Source organism: Microcoleus sp. T3_B1, from assembly GCF_036700445.1.
Taxonomy (GTDB): domain Bacteria; phylum Cyanobacteriota; class Cyanobacteriia; order Cyanobacteriales; family Microcoleaceae; genus Microcoleus.
In genome coordinates this window covers 46,844-67,530 of sequence record NZ_JAUBOX010000009.1, presented here as the reverse complement: position 1 = coordinate 67,530, position 20,687 = coordinate 46,844, and the positions used below count along the sequence as shown (strand labels likewise).

14 protein-coding genes are annotated in these 20,687 nt (G+C 44.8%); 11 read left to right on the top strand and 3 right to left on the bottom strand.

The features are described from left to right. The first annotated feature begins 58 nt into the window (after nt 1–58). Both QT990_RS07675 and QT990_RS07670 read left to right on the top strand, forming a co-directional pair. Nucleotides 59–319, top strand: a complete 261-nt coding sequence (locus tag QT990_RS07675) for a hypothetical protein (protein ID WP_333465094.1) — start codon at nt 59–61, stop codon at nt 317–319. A gap of 108 nt (nt 320–427) precedes the next feature. After that, nucleotides 428–1,627, top strand: a complete 1,200-nt coding sequence (locus tag QT990_RS07670) for a response regulator (RefSeq protein WP_333143254.1) — start codon at nt 428–430, stop codon at nt 1,625–1,627. 186 nt (nt 1,628–1,813) lie between these two features. Here QT990_RS07670 and QT990_RS07665 read toward each other — a convergent pair whose 3' ends face one another. Further along, entirely contained in the window at nt 1,814–8,692 is a 6,879-nt protein-coding gene (locus tag QT990_RS07665; RefSeq protein WP_333465093.1) for an AAA family ATPase, read from the bottom strand. A 343-nt stretch (nt 8,693–9,035) separates the two neighbouring features. On the opposite strand from QT990_RS07665, the gene QT990_RS07660 reads away from it, so the two are divergent. Beyond that, nucleotides 9,036–9,737, top strand: coding sequence for a polysaccharide deacetylase family protein (locus tag QT990_RS07660; RefSeq protein WP_333143256.1), 702 nt, complete (start codon nt 9,036–9,038; stop codon nt 9,735–9,737). Between the two features lie 254 nt (nt 9,738–9,991). On the opposite strand, the gene QT990_RS07655 is transcribed toward QT990_RS07660, so the two are convergent. Next, nucleotides 9,992–11,200: a lipid-A-disaccharide synthase-related protein gene (locus tag QT990_RS07655; RefSeq protein WP_333305094.1), complete on the bottom strand. Its 1,209-nt coding sequence runs from the start codon at nt 11,198–11,200 to the stop codon at nt 9,992–9,994. A 108-nt stretch (nt 11,201–11,308) separates the two neighbouring features. Between QT990_RS07655 and QT990_RS07650 the strand changes: the two genes are divergently transcribed. Further along, entirely contained in the window at nt 11,309–12,472 is a 1,164-nt protein-coding gene (locus QT990_RS07650) for a GuaB3 family IMP dehydrogenase-related protein (protein WP_333143258.1), read from the top strand. 321 nt (nt 12,473–12,793) lie between these two features. Here QT990_RS07650 and QT990_RS07645 read toward each other — a convergent pair whose 3' ends face one another. Further along, a complete protein-coding gene (locus QT990_RS07645; protein ID WP_333300378.1) occupies nt 12,794–12,952 on the bottom strand; it encodes a hypothetical protein in 159 nt (52 codons plus the stop codon). Nucleotides 12,953–13,144: 192 nt separating this feature from the next. Here QT990_RS07645 and trxA point away from each other — a divergent pair, with 192 nt between their 5' ends. The 7 genes from trxA (at nt 13,145) to cydB (ending at nt 20,463) form a co-directional block, all read left to right on the top strand. Then, the gene (gene trxA / locus QT990_RS07640) at nt 13,145–13,468 is read left to right on the top strand and encodes a thioredoxin (RefSeq protein WP_333143260.1); all 324 of its coding nucleotides are present in this window, start codon (nt 13,145–13,147) and stop codon (nt 13,466–13,468) included. A 189-nt stretch (nt 13,469–13,657) separates the two neighbouring features. After that, nucleotides 13,658–14,725, top strand: a complete 1,068-nt coding sequence (locus QT990_RS07635; protein WP_333465092.1) for an LOG family protein — start codon at nt 13,658–13,660, stop codon at nt 14,723–14,725. A 410-nt stretch (nt 14,726–15,135) separates the two neighbouring features. Then, nucleotides 15,136–15,738 (top strand): hypothetical protein, encoded by a 603-nt coding sequence (locus QT990_RS07630; RefSeq protein ID WP_333305090.1) that lies wholly within the window; start codon nt 15,136–15,138, stop codon nt 15,736–15,738. Nucleotides 15,739–15,868: 130 nt separating this feature from the next. After that, nucleotides 15,869–17,074: an urease accessory protein UreH domain-containing protein gene (locus QT990_RS07625; protein ID WP_333305088.1), complete on the top strand. Its 1,206-nt coding sequence runs from the start codon at nt 15,869–15,871 to the stop codon at nt 17,072–17,074. Then, a complete protein-coding gene (locus tag QT990_RS07620) occupies nt 17,049–17,522 on the top strand; it encodes a hypothetical protein (RefSeq protein WP_333305085.1) in 474 nt (157 codons plus the stop codon). The genes QT990_RS07625 and QT990_RS07620 overlap by 26 nt, the downstream gene beginning before the upstream one ends. Nucleotides 17,523–17,998: 476 nt before the next feature. Beyond that, complete coding sequence (locus QT990_RS07615; RefSeq protein WP_333143265.1) at nt 17,999–19,441, top strand: cytochrome ubiquinol oxidase subunit I; 1,443 nt, start codon at nt 17,999–18,001, stop codon at nt 19,439–19,441. An 8-nt stretch (nt 19,442–19,449) separates the two neighbouring features. After that, nucleotides 19,450–20,463 (top strand): cytochrome d ubiquinol oxidase subunit II, encoded by a 1,014-nt coding sequence (gene cydB, locus QT990_RS07610; protein WP_333143266.1) that lies wholly within the window; start codon nt 19,450–19,452, stop codon nt 20,461–20,463. Nucleotides 20,464–20,687: the final 224 nt, after the last annotated feature.

The window sequence follows — 20,687 nt, the reverse complement described above, 5'->3', positions numbered from 1 at the left end:
TGAATAGGGCTTACGCATGGGGGCCCATCACCTGTGTTTTTTTAGGAAAATACACAGGTTGCAGCCCGCACCCAAGGTAAAAAACCCGGTTTCTTTGGTGGGAGTGCCTCCAAGGCTGGTGAAGAAAGAGGTGGGCAAAAATTTAAGCGAACAAACTCAAATAGCTGACGGGCTGACAAGCAACTTAAAAGCCTTGCAATTAAAGGGTTTAAGCCGATCGCCCTCAAAAATAATTAGGCGGGCGCGATCGCCTTTTTCGGGTTTCGACAAGGTGGAATCACGATCGGGGGCGATCGTCCCGGAGCGTAAGTGTCAATAAGTCTGTCATAATAACTATTAGGAATTTCTCCACCGACTTAGTACGGTGTATAACTCAAAGTTAGGGTGCCCAATTGAAAAAACCTTACCCGATGAGATTGATTTGTACATGACTTTTGAACAAGCTCTAGAATTTCTCGAATCAGCCTTAGAGTCAAAAACCAGTAAACCGTTAAGTTTTCTCGAGCAGGAAATTTTAAAAGCTGCTTGGAAAAACGCAACTTATAGTGCTGTTGCTGACAGCTTGTACCTCAGTGTAGGACATATCAAAGATTTATCTTCCATCCTGTGGCACCGCATTTCAGACGTAATGGGGCAGAAAGTTACTAAGAATAACTTTCGCTCTCTGCTAGAGAAGCAAAGCACCAAAACTGATATCGCCGATGCCAAAAACGCAGGCGAACTTATGGCGATGGCTGCGGCTGAAACAATAGAAATCAATCAATTAGAAACTCCGAAAGGTAACATTTTAATTGTTGATGACATCCCAGAGAATCTGCATTTTCTTACCGAAATTCTGACTACAAATGGGTATAAAGTTCGGTGCGTCACCAATGGTACGATGGCCTTGAGGACTGTTCGCAATCATCCCCCCGATGCTATATTGCTGGATATTAAAATGCCAGACATGGATGGCTATCAAGTCTGCCAAACCCTCAAATCCGATGAAAACACCTCAGAAATTCCCATTATTTTCTTAAGCGCACTTGACCAAGTATTTGATAAAGTTAAAGCTTTTAAGGTAGGGGGAGTTGACTACATTTCTAAACCTTTTGAGCCGGAAGAAGTGCTAGTGCGCCTCGATACTCAGGTAACTATCCAGCACCAAAAACGCCAGCTTAAAGAAGCAATCGAGCGACACCAGCAAACTGCAGAAATTGCCTACCAATCTCGCGCCCTGCTGGCAAATTTGCTAAACTCATCTCTGGATGGAATAGCTGCGGTGGATGCGGTGAGGGGGGATATCGCTGGAGAAATTGAAGATTTTCGCTGCTTGGTAGTTAACCCTGTCTTTGCCAGACTCTTAGGGAAAAAACGAACAGAACTCGCGGTGGAACCCGTGCTGAGAAAACTGCTTAATCAATTGAGTCCAGGATTGTTTGATTTATTAGTAGAAGTTGTTGAGACGGGAGAATCGCTTGAAGGAGAGGTTCATCTAGAAAGTGATTACCTGGGCAAATGCTATTATTTCACTGCTGTTAAATTGGGAGACGGTTGCTCAATTACCATCCGCGACCTTACAGACTTAAAACAGTCGGCATTAAAGTTAATGATGGGACAGAACCAACCGCGTGCTAGCATCAAATAGCATAAACGGGACTTACACAATCCGACCCAAGAAATCTCGCTTTTAGCTGAGTCTCGATCCCCCTCGCATCCCCCTTAAGAAGGGGAGTAGGGGTTGACTTTGAGAAGACTCTTGTCCCCCCCTTAAGAAGGGGGGCTAGGGGGGATCGATCGCGCGGTATACTTCATAAACCTGCAATCTGCTATATCAATATTCACCAACCAATGGTTCAGTTAAATCCAGAATCTTCTCAAACTGAAACTTCGTCACCCAATTTCTGAGAGTTTGAAGCTCGAAAGTGTGAGATTCAGGAATCTCCTTTAGGAGTTGAAAAACTAATTCCGCATCCGCGTCAATAGCTGCTTCATATAATTTTACTATCCATTCTTTTGACATCGCTGCTAATAAATCAGTGAAATTTAACGGTTCTCCAGTCACATTAGAAGGGGGAGAGGGTAGGTCTTGCTCCTGATAAATATAATCGACCCCCAAATGTTTAGCCAGGATGTCAAAAAGGGCTTCTGTGTGGAACGGTTTTCGCACAAAATCATCACACCCAGCCGATAAAATAACTGCCTTTTCTTCTTCCCACACGCTAGCTGTCAGGGCAATAACAGCCGTAGCTTGACCTTTGATAGTGCCTTTAATCTGTTTCGTGGCTTCATAACCATCCATAATGGGCATTCTCATGTCCATCCAGATGAGATGCGGTGAGTAGGAGTCCCAAAGTGCGATCGCTTCAATACCGTTACTCGCTTCTTCCACCTCAAAACCAACAGGTTTGAGGAGTTTAACTAACAGTTGCCGATTGTAATCTCGATCGTCCACCACTAGGATGCGATATTGGGGCTGGTTAGGGGCGAGGGCAACGACGCGACGATGGTAGGGTTGGTTTTGAATTGTGCTGGCATCAGCGATGCCCACAGGAATGTCAAATTTAAATGTTGTGCCCGTTGTGTCTTCTAAAAATTCCTTGAGAGGCCTTCCAGGGGTGAAAGCTTTGCCGCCGCTGATAACGGTGATTTCACCTCCCATCAAGCGGACAAATTGACGGCTAATCGTCAGTCCTAATCCGGTTCCTTGCTGCACTTTTTGACCTGATGCTGTTTGTACGAAGGGTTTGAATAGTTTCTCTAGTTCGTCTGCAGCGATGCCAAGTCCGGTATCTTTTATTTCAAAGATAATGGTTGTTTGTTGTTGGTTTGTGGTTATTTGTGTTTGGGCTTCACTTTGGGTTTTGGCCTGTTTACTTTTTAGTTCTACAGATACGCTTCCCGAAGGAGTAAACTTAATGGCATTACTGATTAAATTAATCAGCACTTGCCGCAACTTAACTTCATCAGCATAGATATATTTAGGAACTTCGGCAGCACATTCAAACAGTAATTGTAAGCCTTGATATTTGGCTTTTAACGCAAACATCTCCTCGACATCAGCTAGTAATTGATGAATATCAAAGTTAGTTTCCGATAGAGTCATGCGTCCCGCTTCTACTTTGGAAAGGTCAAGTACCTCATTAATTAGAGATAATAAATGATTTCCACTCCGATAAATAATGTTAAGGTTCTCTTTTTGTTCAGTTAACAGATTAGTATCGTGATTCATCAGTTGAGAAAAGCCGATAATGGCGTTGAGGGGAGTTCGCAATTCATGACTCATGTTGGCAAGAAAAGTGCTTTTAGCTTTGTTGGCAGCTTCAGCAGCGTCTTTTGCTTGCTCGAGTTCTGCTTCGGCTTTTTTGCGAGCGCTGATATCTCGTCCTACCGCCTGGAATTCAACAATGCAACCGGAATCATCAAATATCGCTCGGTTAACCCACTGCGTCCAACGCACTTGGGAGCTAACAATCACCCGATTTTCAATTGTGACAACGGGATTTTCTTGGCTAATGGAATTGACGACTCGGGTTACATATTCGCGGTCTTCCTCAAACACGACAGGTGCGTAGTGATGGCCGATGAGTTGTTCCCTTGTCAGTCCAAAAAATCGACAGAAGCCTTCATTGACAAAGGTAACGGTACCATCTGGCAGATACCGGGCAATCAGTTCTGTCTGGTCTTCCAGAATACCAAGGTAGCGTGCCTCGCTCTGCTGCAGAGCCTCTTCTGTTTTTTTGCGCTCGCGAATTTCCTGTTCTAAGCGAACATTTTCAATGAGTGTAATCTGTGCCTGCTTACGTTCGCTTATATCTTGAAAAGCTACGATCGCATATTCTACATTACCCGTGTCATCCAAAATTGGCGTGCTGGTTACTTCTAAGGGAACGATTCGCTCACTGTAGTGCAGTTCCAAATCATCCGCCCATGTTTTTTCACCGCCAAGCGATCGCACCAAGGGCAACTCTTCCACTGGATACACCTCCCCTGTCCCTGCCCGATAAATGTGATAGGTTTTTGAGAGTTGATCGATTGCGGCTTTGGGTAAATCTTGAATATTCAGTAACTGCTGTGAAACGGGATTGGCGTAAACCAGTTGTCCTTTGGCGTCGTGAACGGATATGCCAAAAGGAATGGCATTAAGGAATTTATTCTGGCGATTTTGCGTCGATCGTACTTGAGTATAGAGTCTGGCGTTAGTAAGGGCGATCGCCGCCTGAGTTGAAAGCAATTGAATCACTTCCAGGCGATCGGGTGTAAAGACGCCATCTGCTAAATTATTTTCCAAGTAAACAATGCCAATTAATTGCCCTTGATTGAGCAGAGGGGCGCAAAGGATAGACTTGGGCTGCTGTGTTTTGATATAAGCATCTTGGGTAAATCTGCCTTCACGGGCCACATTGTTTTCAATCAGTCCTTCCTGAGTCCTTTCAACATAGTGAATAATCGACAAAGGCAGGCAGGTTTCTATAGGAGTCGATTGCAAAACCATCACCCGATCTGAGTTAGCCTCACCTGACGCTTCGACTCGCAGTTGTCCTTGAGACTCTAAAATTAGATAGCCAATTTGTGCCCCGCAGCTTTCTAGCAGGATTTTCATCAAAGTCGTGAGGAGTTTATCCAACTCAATTTCACTGGCAATTGCCCCAGATGCTTTCATCAATGCTGCCAAATCCAGGGTTTCACCTGAAGTGCTGCCATAAGTATTAGACAGGCTGTTGCGCGAATCTATGGACGTATTGGCTGTCGTAAAACGCTTTAAAAGTTGTGGGTACTGTCGTTTCAAATCTGTCATTTTAGCTGTTGCGCCCCAACGTAAATAACAGTAGTAAGCATTTGTCATATAGGCTTGGGCAACTTGCTCTTTTCCCCAAGCGATGTAGAATTTGGCTGCCAGTTCATTAGCCAAAGCCTCTTCGTTCAGGTACTCATGTTCTTTGGCTAAGGCAATAGCGCGATCGTAGTAGTCGATCGCCCTAGAATTTTCACCCAAAACTCGATATCGTTCTGCCTCCACTAGATAGAATTTATGGAGGTGAGTCATCGGAGCAAAGTGCGCCCATTTCTGGATCTTTTTCTGATTGGATTCAACCTTTTTCAGGATTTGTTTTTGCTCAATTTTAGAAACATCAAAATATATAGCAAGATGAGTAAGGGAATTGTAAAAATGAGAAAGAGGAATAGATCCCACAGCACTGTTTATATTTTTTTCGACCAAGGCGGCATTTTCCAGGGCTTGCTGATAGTCTTGGAAAAGATAGCCGAGGTATAATTTAAAAAAATAGATGGAGTGACAAATATTTGTAGTATTCGCCGCCAAATGAATGGGCAGCATTTTTATTTCATCATAGCTTTCACCGATTAAACGGCACTTATCTTCAGCCCGACCCATTAAGTTCAATACGACCTGCCGCTGGAGTTGATTGTAATAAAAAAATGTTTCTTGATTGAATTGCCGGAAAGCGTTACTGTACATAGCCATCTCGCGTTCCAGCCTTGTCAGTTCCTTGCCCGCTACCAGGGAATAGTAGCAGTATGCGCCGGCTGAAAAAGTCGCATATTCTAAATCTCCGGTTTCCCGTCCAATCAAGTAAGCATCTAGCAAAGGGGTTAAGCTTTCCCTAATATGCTCGTGCCAATGTCTAATAAAGTAATTAAAGATAAATAATGTCCGAGATTTAAGTTTTGTTGCCTTGAATTTATCGACTAACAAGAGAGCAAGTTTCCCAAATTTATAGCCGGAGTTAACATCGTTGACGCCTTCTCCCGAAAGAATTAGTCCGTAGGTAGCATAAGCATAGGATGACACAGGAGTATTACCATGTTGAACTGATAAATTAACCTGTTTAAACACTATCAGCGGAAACAATTCTGGTGTGGCGAAATAGGCAGCAGAAAACATAATTGATAAGATACGCATGGCGGCTATCTTGTCAGGATCAGTCATTTCTGGCAGGTCGATCAAGTCCTCGATTCGTTTCCCTGCTAGCCCGATCTTTGTCCTGGCGAGTGCAATGATAATATCTAATTTATTTGGCTTCTTGGGAAAGCGAATCCCCAACAGCTTTAATACAAAAAGTGCCGTATCTATAGCTTCCAGAGGTTTGTTTTGTGCTGTATAAGCTTGAATCTTGACTTCATAGACTTTCACTTTGTCCAGCAATGAAGTAGCTTGTTGAAGCACTAGGTTAGCCAATTTTTCCATTTCCTCAACATGGCCACTCAAGATAGCAGCTTCTACTGTTTCCACATACAGTGCTAGACTTAGGTCATACTGACGAAGCCAACTATCTGCACTCAGGCAATTTATACCAATGCTTAAGTAATTCCAGGCCGGTTTCCAAGCTGCTGATGCCTTCGCTTTTTTGCCAGCAATCAGATTTAATTGAGCAAGTTTATCTTTTTCTAACTGAACGTCAATTGCTTCTATACTGAAGTTTAGTTGATTGACAATATCAAAAATCTTTTGTTGGAGTACCTGTGGTGGTGTATTTTGTAACAACAGTTGCCCAACTTTCCAGTGAACCGCTTGCTTGTCGTCTGGGGGAATTAGGGAATAGGCTGCTTGCTGGATGCGATCGTGAGCAAATTTATAAATAATTTTTAATCCCTTGGTATCTCTGTCTGTTTTTAGGAATTTGTAATCATCCCCAATGGGTAATATCAACCCTGCTTGAATAGCATTCCACAATTCATCAGCCGTTTGTTTTTGAGAATCTTCATTAATAATTGAAAGGGTTGGCAAATCAAATTGGTTGCCAATGCAAGCGGCTAATCGTAAAACTTTTTGTGCTGAATCTGATAAGGTTTGAATTTTATCTGCGATGAACTCAACAACGTTATCAGTAATATTCCTAGTTATAATTTGCTCTAAATCCCAATACCAAGCCCCAGCATTAGTATCAAATTTCAGCAATTGCTCGGTATAAAGCGACTTGAGAAACTCTTTGATAAAAAACGGATTTCCTTGTGTTTTTTGCCAAACTAAATCGGCTAATTTTTGCGCCTGGATGCTATCGGTTTTCAGCGTATCCGCAATGAATTCATTAACCTGGTTTAAATTTAGGGGTGAAACGGAGAGATGATTAATTACAACTCCCTGCTTTTTCATCTCAGATAAAGTCAGCATTGCAGGATGAGTTGCAGTGACTTCGTTATCTCGATAAGCTCCAATTACAAACAGATATTGAGTAGTAAAATCGGTCATTATCAACTGAATCAATTGCAGGGTAGCGCTGTCTGTCCATTGAAGGTCGTCTAGAAATAGGACGAGGGGATGTTCTTTTTGGCAAAAAACTTGAATAAAGTTTTGAAAAGCTAAATTAAACCGATTTCTTGCTTCGGTTGCAGGCAATTCGGGGACGGGATTCTGTTTGCCAATAATCAGTTCTACTTCGGGAATAACATCAATAATAATTTGTCCGTTGATTCCTAATGCGCGTTGAATCTTCTCTTGCCACTGTTGTAATTGCGCTGGAGTTTCGGTGAGTAGTTGTCGCACCAATTCTTGGAAGGCAGCGACTAAAGCTTGATAGGGAATATCGCGTTGCAACTGGTCAAATTTACCTGCAATAAAGTAGCCGTTTTTTTGAGTGATGAGCTTATACAATTCCTGAACTAAAGCTGATTTCCCAATACCAGAGTATCCCGAAATTAGCATGAGTTCAGTTTGTGTCTCTACGGGCAGATTTTGTGACTGAGTTGTCGTTGGGTTACTCAGGTTATTTGCTAAACGAACCCCTACTTGTTTTTCTTGTCCGGAAGCTACGCGATCAAATGCACTCAATAAGGACTCAATCTGTGATTCTCTCCCGTACAGTTTTTGAGGGAGTTGTAATTGAGGAGAAATATCTTGGTATCCCAAGAAAAAAGCTTGAAATTTACCATTTATAAATCGATCAAGACAAGTTTTTAAATCCGTCTTGATTCCCCAAGCACTCTGATATCTATCTTCCGCATTTTTTGCCATTAACTTCATGACAATTTCTGAGATAGTCACGGGAATTTCTGGATTAATTTCATGAGGTGGAGTGGGTTGTTTGGCAATATGGCAATGAACTAACTCAAGTGGATCGACGGATTCAAAAGGCAACTGGTTGGTTAGCAGTTCATAGAAAGTAACGCCAAGAGAATAAAAGTCGGTGCGGTAGTCTAGTAAGCGATTCATCCTGCCTGTTTGTTCTGGAGATATATAAGCCAATGTCCCTTCTAGAAGATTAGGACTTGTGAGGCTGGGATTCTCTTGGGAGAGGATGGTAGATAAGCCAAAGTCAATAATTTTTAATTGTCCTGTTTGAGGATTCAAGACAATATTAGATGGATTGATATCTTTGTGAATGACATTTTTTTGATGAACTTTGCCTAACGCATCTGTGATTTGGAGGGCAAGGTGGAGAAAATCTGGTACAGCATAGGGACGACCTGACTGCACGATTTTTAAGGACTCTCCTCCAAAATCCTCCAACAACATGACTTGTGTGTTTTCGTATTGTCGCAGTTCGTAGGCTTTAATCGTTTCCTCTAGGTTGAGACGGCGAGTGATTTCGTATTCCTGCTGATAGCGGTAGAGTTCGGCTGGTGTGGGGTAATCCTCTTTGAGGAGTTTCAAAATCAAAGGTTGCTGATTTGATTTGAGGAGGCCCCGGTATACGAGGGTATTAGCACTGTCGTAGATTTGGTTGACAATTGTGATATCTGGCAGTGAAATCATGTTGGGAATTATTGCTGCCTAAAAAAGTTGACTATACAAATAAATATAACATGGCGAGGAGCGGGTGAGAACAGCCGTACACTCGCTCCGAATATAAATCCTTGCCTTACCAGCCCCTACAACTCCCGATCTTTTATTATTGCTTTTTTCCTCTGGACTTACTTACGCTATATGTAGGGTACAAGTGTACTGGCACTTGAAGCGTCTAGCTACTGGGCGATCGCCAAAACTCGAAAATCTCGAAACGGACAATAATTAATGATAAAATACCTTAAGGATTCAGTTACCCAATTGTGGTAATCTGACCAAATCCACTTTCATTCTCGATCGAGTGCGTGCAGCTATGCGAATCGGTAAAATTTTACAAAAGTTTCTGCTTTTCACCATAGCGTTATTTTTCGCAGTATCGCTGTTGATTAAAGTTACTAAATTTCACAATTATTTCGGCATCAACCGCGCCGATACCGAAGTAAAAGTTGTTGCCCTCAGCTACGACGATGGGCCCTATCCTCCCTATACAAATCAGCTTTTAGATATCTTAGACCGCTATCAAATTAAAGCAACTTTTTTTGAAATCGGCCGCAATATTGAGAAACATCCAGAAATCGTGAAAATGATTGTCGCGAGGGGAGATGAGTTGGCAAACCATTCATACTCTCACAAAGATATGATGTTTAAACCCCAGGAATTTTTGCTGTCTGAGATTGAAAAAACCGACAAACTTTTGCAGGAAGTTGGGGTTAAGCAAGATAGTATCAGTTTTCGGCCACCTTGGGGTAGGCGATTTATAGTTTTGTCTTATTTGCTATCCCAAATGCACAAAAAACTGATTATGTGGGATGTGGATTCCCACGATTATGAAAAAACACTCACGGCGGAAGATATCGCTAATCGGGTGATTAAAAATGTGCGATCTGGTTCGATTGTGGTGATGCACGACGGCGGGGGCGATCGCTCGAAAACCGTAGCAGCAACTGAGATGATTGTCAAGGATTTGCAGTCGAAAGGTTACGAATTTAAAACTGTTTCTGAGTTGTTGAAATAGCAGTAGGGTGCGTCAGCCACAATTATTTTCGCGACAAATCCACAATCTCATACTGACGCACCAGGAAATAATATCATGTCCGATAGAGCCATTAAAAGGGCGGGTTTTAGAGATTGTCAATTATTGGCAGATATTTTTTGTGAACCCGCCCCTACCGTATTAGAGGTAATCGACCGGACATAATATAAATGGTGCGTCAGAATTAGACTGTTCGTGGCGCTTGAAAATTTACAACCTGACCCACCCTACCACAATCAATAACCCAGATAGTTTGCCACGTAATTAGCAATTTTTATGCTGCTGCCCGATCGCCCCATTCTCTCTAAACCATTTTGAATGCAACTGGCTAAGTATTTATCATCTTGCAAAGTACGATCGACTGCCAAAGCAGCTTCCTTGATAATATCAGAATTCGCTGGTTGTGTGCCAATAACCTGCACCGAATCACCTAAAAGCCGATTTTGAGCCTCCGCAAATCTATAGGTAAAAGCAGGGCCGTTTCCCGGTACTGCAATTACAGGTTTTCCCAAACCCACAGCTTGTTCTACAGCAGTTCCAGTCATCCCAATTACTAAACTCGACTGCTGCAAAATATCGGCGAAAGCATCGGCCCAGCACATCACTTCGACTATTTTATCTTCACAAAAAGATCGTTTGATTGCTGGAAAAATGAGCTTGCCCGATCGCATTTGCCATCCGCATCGCGCCGCAATATCCTCTAATTGAGGCATTAAAGCCGGAACTAAAGCTGCCCGAAACTGCACTGGTACAGTAGAGTTACTAGCAATTTCTTTAACCAGTTCCAGCAGCAAAACGAGGTTGTCGGTGGCTTCCGGGAGGCGAGAACCGGGGAGAAGGGCGATCGTCCGAACTCCGGGTATTAACTGCAAATCTTTGCCCGTAGAATTGAGGTTGTCCATGACAGGATTGCCGACAAACTGAGCTTTCTTTAAACCCTGTCGGTTTAAGTCAGCAGCAGTCAAAGCATCTCTAGTAAAAACCGCCAGACATTTCTGTGAGCAAAGCAACTGCCACAAGATTAAACCCAAATCGACTCGCCCCTCGTAATAACTAGAATGGGCCGATAGAAAAATTATATAGGGGCGGTTGCTGGCATGGGCGATCGCCCCGGCGACAATATCCCCAGTGGCCACCACCAAATCGCAGTGGCGCGAATGCCTCCAAACAGCCTGCAATTGCTGCCAAGTCAAAGCAATCAGCCCCGCCCCAATATCTTTGAGGAAAAACAGGGGATTCATGTAAAAAACTCCCCCAGACGGCATTTGACTGGTGGGCCCAATAATTGGCACGGTCGATCGGCGGTAAGCAGCCCCGTCACCTACAATCGGCATGGCCGAAACATCAACATCCGCGCCAGATACTCTCAAAGCTTGGAGAATTTGACAGTTAATCGCGTCTTCCCCGTGGCCGTTGCTGAGGAAAAGTATCCCCTTCGATTTCATAAAATCCAATCAAGATCAGGCTTTTTAAACTCATTTGCGCGATCGCTACCTGCCGACAGGCTACGATTTTGTTACTCTAATTTAAATACATTGTGGAAGTGAAACAGCGTGAATATTGAAATTGGGCGGGGCAAAAGTGCTCGCCGAGCTTACGGCATAGATGAAATCGCGCTTGTACCAGGACAGCGCACGCTCGATCCGAGTTTGGCAGATACTCGCTGGCAGATTGGCGGGATCGATCGAGAAATCCCGATCATCGCCAGCGCAATGGATGGAGTAGTCGATGTCCGCATGGCGATTTTGCTGTCAGAATTGGGAGCAATGGGCGTGCTCAACCTAGAAGGAATTCAAACCCGCTATGCCGACCCCCAGCCAATATTAGAGCGCATCGCGAGTGTCGGCAACCACGAATTTGTTTCTCTGATGCAGGAACTCTATGCCGAACCCATCAAGCCAGAATTAATCGAGCTCAGAATTAAAGAAATTAAAGCAGGAGGAGGGATTGCCGCCGTCAGCGGTACACCGGCTGCTGCGAGCAAATACGGCCGGGCGGTTGCTGAATCTGGAGCCGATATATTTTTTGTGCAAGCAACAGTAGTCTCGACAGCTTTCCTTTCCCCTGAATCAATCTCATCTTTAGATTTGACACAATTCTGTCAAGAGATGCCGATCCCAGTAATTTTGGGTAACTGCGTGACCTACGAAGTCGCCCTGAATTTAATGAAAACTGGCGCTGCGGGCATTCTCGTGGGCATTGGGCCGGGGGCTGCTTGCACATCTAGGGGCGTATTGGGTGTCGGCGTGCCCCAAGCCACAGCGGTAGCAGACTGCGCCGCCGCGCGGGACGACTACTATCGCGAAACTGGCAAATACGTGTCGGTGATTGCTGACGGCGGTTTAATTACCGGCGGCGATATCTGCAAGTGCATTGCCTGCGGCGCCGATGGAGTGATGATTGGTTCGCCCTTTGCCAGGGCCGCCGAAGCTCCTGGCCGCGGCTTTCACTGGGGGATGGCGACTCCCAGCCCGGTTTTGCCGCGTGGCACTCGCATTCGCGTGGGGACTACGGGTACTGTGGAGCAAATTTTGCGGGGGCCTGCGGTGCTAGATGACGGTACGCACAACTTGCTCGGAGCTCTGAAAACTAGTATGGGTACCTTGGGCGCTAAGGATATTAAGGAGATGCAGCAAGTGGAAGTGGTAATTGCTCCTTCTCTGCTGACTGAGGGTAAAGTCTATCAAAAAGCTCAGCAGTTGGGCATGGGTAAGTAGATTTACCGATCGAATACCAGCATACCTTGACAAAATTTGTTCAATAGTCTCGAAATTTACAGAATATTGTGGAATTATCGAGAAGGAGATGTCACAATAGAAGAAGCGGAGACGCATGTTTCCGTTCACTCCTCACACCACACTCCGCCCGGACTACTGTTCGGGCGGTTCCTTTTTTGCCGGAAATCTTGGCTCTTGCTTACTAGATACAGAACTGAGGCTTTTAGCTCCGGAGAGGGGGAGAGTGGGAGGGTGGGAGAGTGGGAGAGTCTGGGAGTGGGAGAATTTTTCTTCTACATAAGTGCATTCTGCGGGAGCATCTCATATTTGTAAAAATACTTCTTCTGGCTCCTTCCTTCTTGTGGCTCCTTCCTTCTTCCTCTTTCCTTCTGCCTCCTGCCTCCTGCCTCCTGCCTCAAAACTCCAATTTCTAGCTTGGCCGCAAAGGTGAGATGCTCCCCATTCTGCCTTCGGAAACATAAGTGCCTTCGGAAACATAAGTGCCTTGTTCCTTCAGAAACCTTGTCCCTTCTTCCTTCTACCGTCTTCCCTCTTCCTTCTACCGTCTTCCTTCTTCCTTCAGAAGCCTTCTGTTAAAATCGTTGACGCAAGTGGTTACATTTTTTGCTAAACTTGTTATCCGAGAAATAGTATTTACAAGGATGGCTAGGGATGTCAGCAGCCGCGCAAGTAACCGACTCTACCTTTAAGCAGGAAGTGCTCGATAGCGAAGTTCCAGTTCTAGTGGATTTTTGGGCTCCCTGGTGCGGGCCCTGTCGGATGGTGGCGCCCGTCGTAGACGAAATTGCCCAGCAATATGAAGGGAAGGTCAAGGTAGTAAAAGTTAATACCGACGAGAATCCTAACGTGGCCAGCCAATACGGTATCCGCAGCATTCCGACGCTGATGATATTTAAGGGCGGTGCACGGGTGGATATGGTGGTTGGGGCCGTCCCGAAAACTACTCTGGCCAACACTCTAGAAAAGTACATTTAACTGAACTGCGAGCGGTTTCGCGCTGTTCTTTTTGGGCGACGAAAGCTAACTCGCTTCAGAACCGGGGCAAAGCTACGGGAAAAGTTATTAGTGACCAGCAGGGCAATTTGCGGGTGGCTATTGGCTTATAACTTTGGCTTGCCCCTTAATTTTTAGTAGCGACAATTTGTTACCATTTCGGAAAAATTCATGATTCGTTCTGGGTATGGTCAAGGTTTTGAGTCCCTCCAAGCTGAAGTGATGGATTTGCTCGATCGCTTGCCAATGTTGAAGCACTCTGAGTGGATCGAACGATCGCTCTCTACTATAGTGCAAATGGCCAGAGAGGATCTCGATCGCCTAGACTTGAAGATTATTGCGGCGTCGCTCCGAGATATGGAGAGCGCTTTTGAGATGTTTTATCCTTACCGACACGTTCGCAAAATTGTGATTTTTGGTTCGGCGAGGGTGTCACCGCAATCTGCGGAATATTTGATGGCCAGAGACTTTGCGCGGGCGATCGCCCAGCAGGGGTTTATGGTGATTACTGGCGGCGGCGGGGGAATTATGCAGGCGGGGAACGAGGGGGCGACTGCGGAACGTTCTTTTGGGCTGAACATTCAGTTACCTTTCGAGCAGAGTTCTAATCCTTTCATTGCCGGCGATCGCAAATTGCTCAATTTTAAATATTTTTTCACTCGCAAGTTGTTTTTTCTCCGGGAGAGCGATGCTTTAGCTCTGTTTCCGGGCGGTTTCGGCACTCTGGACGAGGCTTTTGAGTGTCTGACTTTGACTCAAACTGGCAAGTTCGGGCCTGCTCCTGTGGTATTGATCGATCGACCGGGAGGAGATTATTGGCTTGATTGGAATATTTTTGTGCAAAAACAATTGCGGGGTCGGGGTTTGATTTCAGCCGACGATCGCAGCCTGTATACGATTACTGACGATGTAAATGTCGCTTGCGAGGCGATCGGTAGTTTTTATCTGGTTTATCACTCCTGCCGCTACGTGCGCGAAAAACTGGTAATTCGCTTAAAAACAGAGCTTTCTCAGGAGAATGTCGATCGGCTAAATACAGATTTTAGCGATATAGTTGTCACCGGAAAAATTGAAAAAAGTCAAGCTTTGGAACCCGAAATAGGAGATGCAACTTTCGATCTGCCGCGCCTAGTTTTGCATTTCAACCAGCGGGATTTGGGGCGGCTTTATCAGCTAATTGCTGCTATAAATCAAATGGGTGCAGCTTCGCCGGCGGCGGCGCATCCAGCACAAAAGTAGTCATTAGTCATTAGTCATTAGTTATTAGTCATTAGTCATTAGTTATTAGTCATTAGTCATTAGTTATTAGTCATTAGTCATTAGTCATTAGTCATTAGTCATTAGTCATTAGTCATTAGTCATTAGTCATTAGTTATATCATATCCGGTCGATTACCCTTCATCAGGTAGGGGCGGGTTCACCAACAATATCTGCCAATAATCTCCAATCTCAAAAACCCGCCCTGCCCGGATATTATGGTCAATCGAGCGGACATGATATTATTAGTTATTAGTCATTAGTTATTAGACTTGTAGGGTGCGTCAGGCTTTCGTTAGAGAGCGATTATTAATGGTTTAGACCTCCGACGCACCCTACTATATGTGTGAGTTGCGTAAGTCCTAACAAGTAAAAAATCAAGTGTAAAATGTATGGCTTACAGCGATTTTAGTTTGGCAAGCGTCAAAAAAGCTTTGAATTTAACGATTTCGCCGAGGCAAGATTTGTTTTCGGCCGTACCTGCTTTAGAATGCAGCAATCATTTAACAGAAACTTTAGCTTATAATGTTCCTTTTGCTCTGGCGAGTAATACGGAAAAATCACGCTCAGAAATGATTATTACGCCGATTTTGCTGGAACTTACCAAACAGTTTCCCGATCGCATTAGTTTGTTTTCGGGAGTTGATTTTACGGTGGACAGCGACTTGGGATTAAACGGCAGTTGCGATTTTCTGATCAGTCGATCGGTAGAGTTCCTGATTGTTAGCGCGCCGGCGATTTTAATCGTTGAGGCTAAACAGGAAAATATTAATGCTGGGTTGGGTCAGTGCGTAGCGGAAATGTATGCAGCTCAACTGTTTAACGAACGGGAGGGAAATCAGGTATCGAGGATTTATGGGGTTGTGACAACGGGAGAAATTTGGAAGTTTTTAATGCTGGAAGGGCAAGCAGTTCAAATAGATTTATTGGAGTATTTTTTGAATCAGGTTGATAAAATTTTGGGAATTTTAGCGATCGGAATTCAAAATGGGTAATTGGGCATGGGGCATGGGGCATGGGGCATGGGGCATTGGCCCGCGCAGGGCATGGGGTAATAGGTAATAGGTAAGCAGTAAAAAAAAATCTAAAATCTAAAATCTAAAATCTAAAATCGTATGACTCAATATGCTCGACATCCTGCTAATTGCAATTTTGGGATTTCTCGGCAGTTTCGGTCACTGCGCGGGGATGTGCGGCCCGCTGACAATGGCGTTTTCTATTTCTAATTCCCGCAACGATAAATTAGCTGCTTTCCGCTTTCATTTGCTGCTGAATTTGGGGAGAATTACTGCTTACGCTTTGGTTGGTGCTGCAATTGGCGGACTGGGTTCGGTGTTAATTGCTGGCGGACTTTTGGCAGGTACCGGTAGCGAATTGCGGCGGGCGATCGCACTTCTCACGGGCACAATGCTGATTTGGTTCGGAGTAGTGCAAATTAAACCGGGTTTGCTGCCCAGATTGCCGCTGCTGCACCCAATGTCGCACGATCGAGTCGGACAAGCAATGAGCAAGCTTTCGGCGCAAAAAAACTGGTGGGTGCCGGTTGCTTTGGGTTTGCTTTGGGGTTTGATTCCCTGCGGTTTCCTCTACGCGGCGCAGATTAAGGCGGCGGAAACGGGAAATTCGGTTTTGGGTGCGGCGACGATGCTGGCTTTTGGACTCGGCACACTGCCAACTATGCTGGGAGTGAGTTTTTTTGCTGGCAGATTGAGCGCGGACAAGCGCAGTCAACTGTTTCGGATGGGTGGTTGGGTGACTGTGGCGATCGGGATTCTTACCTTGCTGCGAACCGATGAAATGGTAGATTTTACGGGCCACGCAGCGCTGCTGTGCTTGATGCTAGCACTGTTGGCGCGTCCGGTTAGCAAGTTTTTGCCCCAACTGTTGCGCTATCGCCGCGCTTTGGGTGTGGGCGCGTTTTTCCTCGCAGTCGCCCACACGTTTCATATGCTGGATCATACGCTGCGATGGAATTTTGACGCGCTATCTTTTATGTTGCCGCAGCATCAGTTGGGAATGGCGGCTGGAATGACGGCGCTGCTGTTGATGTTGCCGGCGGCGGTTACAAGTTGCGATCGTATTCAAAATTTTTTAGGCCAACTGTGGCGAATGCTTCATCTGTTAAGCGTTCCAGCTTTCTTGCTGTGCGCTGTACACGCCGCACTCATCGGTTCCCACTATCTCGGCGGTTTTGAATGGAAGTTGCACAATCAACTGCTGACAGCGGTGTTAGCTGTGGTTACGGTGTTAGTTACGTTTGTGCGATCGCGCTTGTTTTGGTCAGTTTTATCACTAGAAAATTTCTATGTTTCGCCTGTCAAACAAAAGTAAAAGTTTGGGATTGTTAGTTTTTTTGGGATTACTAATTGAAGCAGCAATTCCCAGTGCGCCGCAGTTAAACTCGATTTCTGTTTTGGCGCACGAAGTCGAAGTATCGGGAGATGTAGCCGCTACCTTTCACCTAGAACCCAACCACAACCCCCGCGCCGGACAGCCTGCAAGAGTTTGGTTTGCCCTAACTCGCAGGGGCGGTCAAATTATCCCCCTAGAGCAGTGTAATTGCAAATTAGAAGTTTATCCGAAAAATCGTAAAGATGGGGATAAGCCGCTGATGCAGCCGCCTTTGACCGCCATATCTGCGGAGAAATATCAAGGGATTCCGGGAGGTGATATCGTGTTTCCCAAGGCTGGAATTTACGAACTTGAATTGAGCGGAACCGCCAAAAATAAAGCTAATTTTAAACCCTTTAAACTAACGTATAAAGTCACGGTTCGCTAAGATAATCTTTCCCTCACCGAACATAAATCTTGTAGGGGCGGGTTCACCGATAATAAATGCCTAAAACCCACAATCTCATAAACCCGCCCCCACCCAACTAAGATAATCTTTCCCTCACCGAACATAAATCTTGTAGGGGCCAGTTCACAGACAATAAATGCCTAAAACCCACAATCTCATAAACCCGCCCCCACCCAACTAAGATAATATTTCCATCACCGAACATAAATCTTGTAGGGGCGGGTTCACCGACAATAAATGCCTAAAACCCCCAATCTCATAAACCCGCCCCCACCCAACGGCAAATAATAATCTACCTATTTTAACATACAAAAAAATACAAGCGAAATCTGTATAAAACCTTAAAAATTGCCAACTCTACAAAATGTCACAAATTTTTACACTACATTATAACCAGTGTCCATTATGGAATTTGTGCAAGCTAACCTCTCTTGAACTGACCAAAGGATATAACGATGGATATCTTATCTAACACCGTGGCGCTATCACGGATGCAATTTGCGCTAACCGCCATATTCCATATGCTGTGGCCAGTTCTGACTACGGGAATGGGAATTTATCTGGTAATTGTTGAAGGAATGTGGCTGAAAACTCGCAATCCCGACTACTACCATCACGCTCGTTTTTGGTCTCAACTCTACGTCCTCAACTTCGGTATTGGAGTAGCTTCAGGCATTCCGATGGAATTTCAGTTTGGCACGAATTGGGCACCATTTTCCGAAGCAGTTGGTGACTTTTTTGGCAGCATTTTAGGATTTGAAGCTTCAATGGCATTTATGTTAGAAGCCGGCTTTTTAGGCATTATGCTGTTTGGTTGGGAGCGCGTTCACCCGATCGTCCATTATTTCGCTACAATCATGGTAGCCTTCGGCGCTAACCTATCCACAGTCTGGATTTTAGTCGCTAACTCTTGGCTGCAAACTCCTGCGGGAGGAGAAATGGTCAATGGCAAGTTTATTGTCAGCGATTACTTTCAAGCAATTATGAACCCGTTCGCATTAAACAGCATTCTCCATATGTTTTTTGCGACGTTAGAAACTTCGCTGTTTGTCATTGGGGGAATTAGCGCTTGGTACATTCTCAATAAGCGCAACCAAGCCTTTTTTTCCAAGTCTTTAAAAATTGCCATAGCGACAGCCATCGCCGTTGCACCTTTGCAAATATACATCGGACATTTGAGCGCCGAACAAGTTTATCACTACCAACCCACTAAATTAGCAGCAATCGAAGCTAAGTGGGAAACTTCACCAGCGGGAGAGTCAGCAGATTGGACTTTGCTAGCTTTGCCTAATGAAAAAGCCAAAAAAAATGACTGGGAAATTAGCGTTCCCAATGGCTTAGGATACGTTCTGGAATTCAAACAAAAACTCTCCGAACCCGTACTCGGATTGAAGGAATGGAAGCCAGAAGACAGACCCCGGATGGTGGGTTTGATCTACTATTGTTTCCGCATCATGTCCGGGATTGGATTCTTCTTTTTAGGACTGATGCTGTTCAGTATAATTCAGTGGATGCGAGGCAAACTTGCTGCTGAAAATATTAGCAGTCAACCTTGGCTGATGCGCGCTTGGGTATTAGCTGCTCCCCTGGGATATATTGCTGTAGAATCGGGTTGGATTGTGCGCTGTGTCGGCAGACAACCTTGGGCTTTATACGGGCAAATTCGCACTGCTGATGCGGTGTCAAACATCCCCGCCAGCAATGTTTTAACTTCTCTCAGTTTCTTTGCAGTTATTTACAGCTTTTTGTTTGTTTGTGCTTTGTATTTTGGCAGTAGAATTATCCGCCAAGGGCCTAATTTAAGTCTGCCTGTGCCAGGTTTAGACAATGAACCTGCAATCGAAAGTCAACCCGCAGAACATATTCCCGATCAACGTCCCGTAGAAGCACAACAATAGGAGATTTTATGCAAGCTTTGGAGCATTTTCTCCCGCAAGTTTGGTTTGTAGTTTTAGCTTTGTTTCTCCTGCTATATGTCATGCTAGACGGTTTTGACTTAGGAGTAGGCATCCTGTCTCTGACTGCTTCCGACGAGGAACGCAGGGGCATTTTAATGACGAGTTTGGGCAACGTTTGGGACGCGAACGAAACTTGGCTGGTGTTGATGGGAGGCGCTTTATTTGGCGCATTTCCCCTGGCTTACGGCACGATTTTGACAGCGCTATATATACCGATTTGCATGATGCTTTTTGGTTTGATATTTCGGGCTGTAGCCTTTGAATTTCGCGAGCATTCTAATCGCAAATTATTCTGGAATTATGCCTTTGGTGCTGGCAGTTTTTTAGCAGCTTTAGCTCAAGGATTTGCCTTGGGTGCGGTGCTCGAAGGCATTGCGGTTGATGAAGCCGGTCACTTTGTGGGTACTACTTGGGACTGGCTGGATTGGCGATCGATCTTGGTTGCTTTGACGCTGATTCAAGGCTATGTTTTGATCGGTTCAACCTATCTAATTATGAAAACAGAAGGCGAACTGCAAACAAATCACTATCGCACGGCTAAAATTGCGGCGGTGACAACTTTAATCGGAGCGATTTTAATTACAATTGCCACTCCGATTTTTTACGAAAGTGCTAGATCCAGGTTGTTCGAGAAACCGCTAGTTTATGTCTTTGCCACGATTCCTTTGTTGGGAGTGCTATTGGTGGGACTGCTGCTGAAAAGTCTCGCAAGCAAGGAAGAACGAACGCCGTTTATCTGGACGATTCTGATTTTTTTGCTTACTTTCATCGGCTTGGGATTGATTGTTTTTCCCTACATTATTCCCTCGGAAATCACGATTTACCAAGCCGCAGCTTCGCCCAGCGCCCTGGTATTTATGATTGTGTTCATGGGCATTCTGATCCCGATTATGATTTTTTACAACATCTACAATTATGTTGTGTTTCGGGGTAAGGTTGTCGGCGGCCACTACGGGGAATAAAGCATAATACAACCGCAGATGCAGGCAAATGTACGCAGATATTATCAAGTTTATCTCCTGGTTTATCTGCGTATATTGGCGGTGAAAAATTACAAATTATTGTTTTCTGATATTATCAGAAATTACGCAACCATACTATACATAACATAGCGCAAATAGTGCGGAGTAGGCAAAGAAACTAATTTAGGATTAGCGATCGCACCTCATGCCACCTGAAAGTTGAG

What these genes read in the sequence shown, in the direction of transcription:
- QT990_RS07655 (WP_333305094.1), bottom strand. Translation starts at nt 11,200, where the DNA reads ATGAAATCGAAGGGGATACTTTTCCTCAGCAACGGCCACGGGGAAGAC.
- QT990_RS07645 (WP_333300378.1), bottom strand. Translation starts at nt 12,952, where the DNA reads ATGTTTCCGAAGGCAGAATGGGGAGCATCTCACCTTTGCGGCCAAGCT.
- QT990_RS07665 (WP_333465093.1), bottom strand. Translation starts at nt 8,692, where the DNA reads ATGATTTCACTGCCAGATATCACAATTGTCAACCAAATCTACGACAGT.
- QT990_RS07670 (WP_333143254.1), top strand. Translation starts at nt 428, where the DNA reads ATGACTTTTGAACAAGCTCTAGAATTTCTCGAATCAGCCTTAGAGTCA.
- QT990_RS07660 (WP_333143256.1), top strand. Translation starts at nt 9,036, where the DNA reads ATGCGAATCGGTAAAATTTTACAAAAGTTTCTGCTTTTCACCATAGCG.
- QT990_RS07625 (WP_333305088.1), top strand. Translation starts at nt 15,869, where the DNA reads ATGCTCGACATCCTGCTAATTGCAATTTTGGGATTTCTCGGCAGTTTC.
- trxA (WP_333143260.1), top strand. Translation starts at nt 13,145, where the DNA reads ATGTCAGCAGCCGCGCAAGTAACCGACTCTACCTTTAAGCAGGAAGTG.
- QT990_RS07615 (WP_333143265.1), top strand. Translation starts at nt 17,999, where the DNA reads ATGGATATCTTATCTAACACCGTGGCGCTATCACGGATGCAATTTGCG.
- cydB (WP_333143266.1), top strand. Translation starts at nt 19,450, where the DNA reads ATGCAAGCTTTGGAGCATTTTCTCCCGCAAGTTTGGTTTGTAGTTTTA.
- QT990_RS07630 (WP_333305090.1), top strand. Translation starts at nt 15,136, where the DNA reads ATGGCTTACAGCGATTTTAGTTTGGCAAGCGTCAAAAAAGCTTTGAAT.
- QT990_RS07635 (WP_333465092.1), top strand. Translation starts at nt 13,658, where the DNA reads ATGATTCGTTCTGGGTATGGTCAAGGTTTTGAGTCCCTCCAAGCTGAA.
- QT990_RS07620 (WP_333305085.1), top strand. Translation starts at nt 17,049, where the DNA reads ATGTTTCGCCTGTCAAACAAAAGTAAAAGTTTGGGATTGTTAGTTTTT.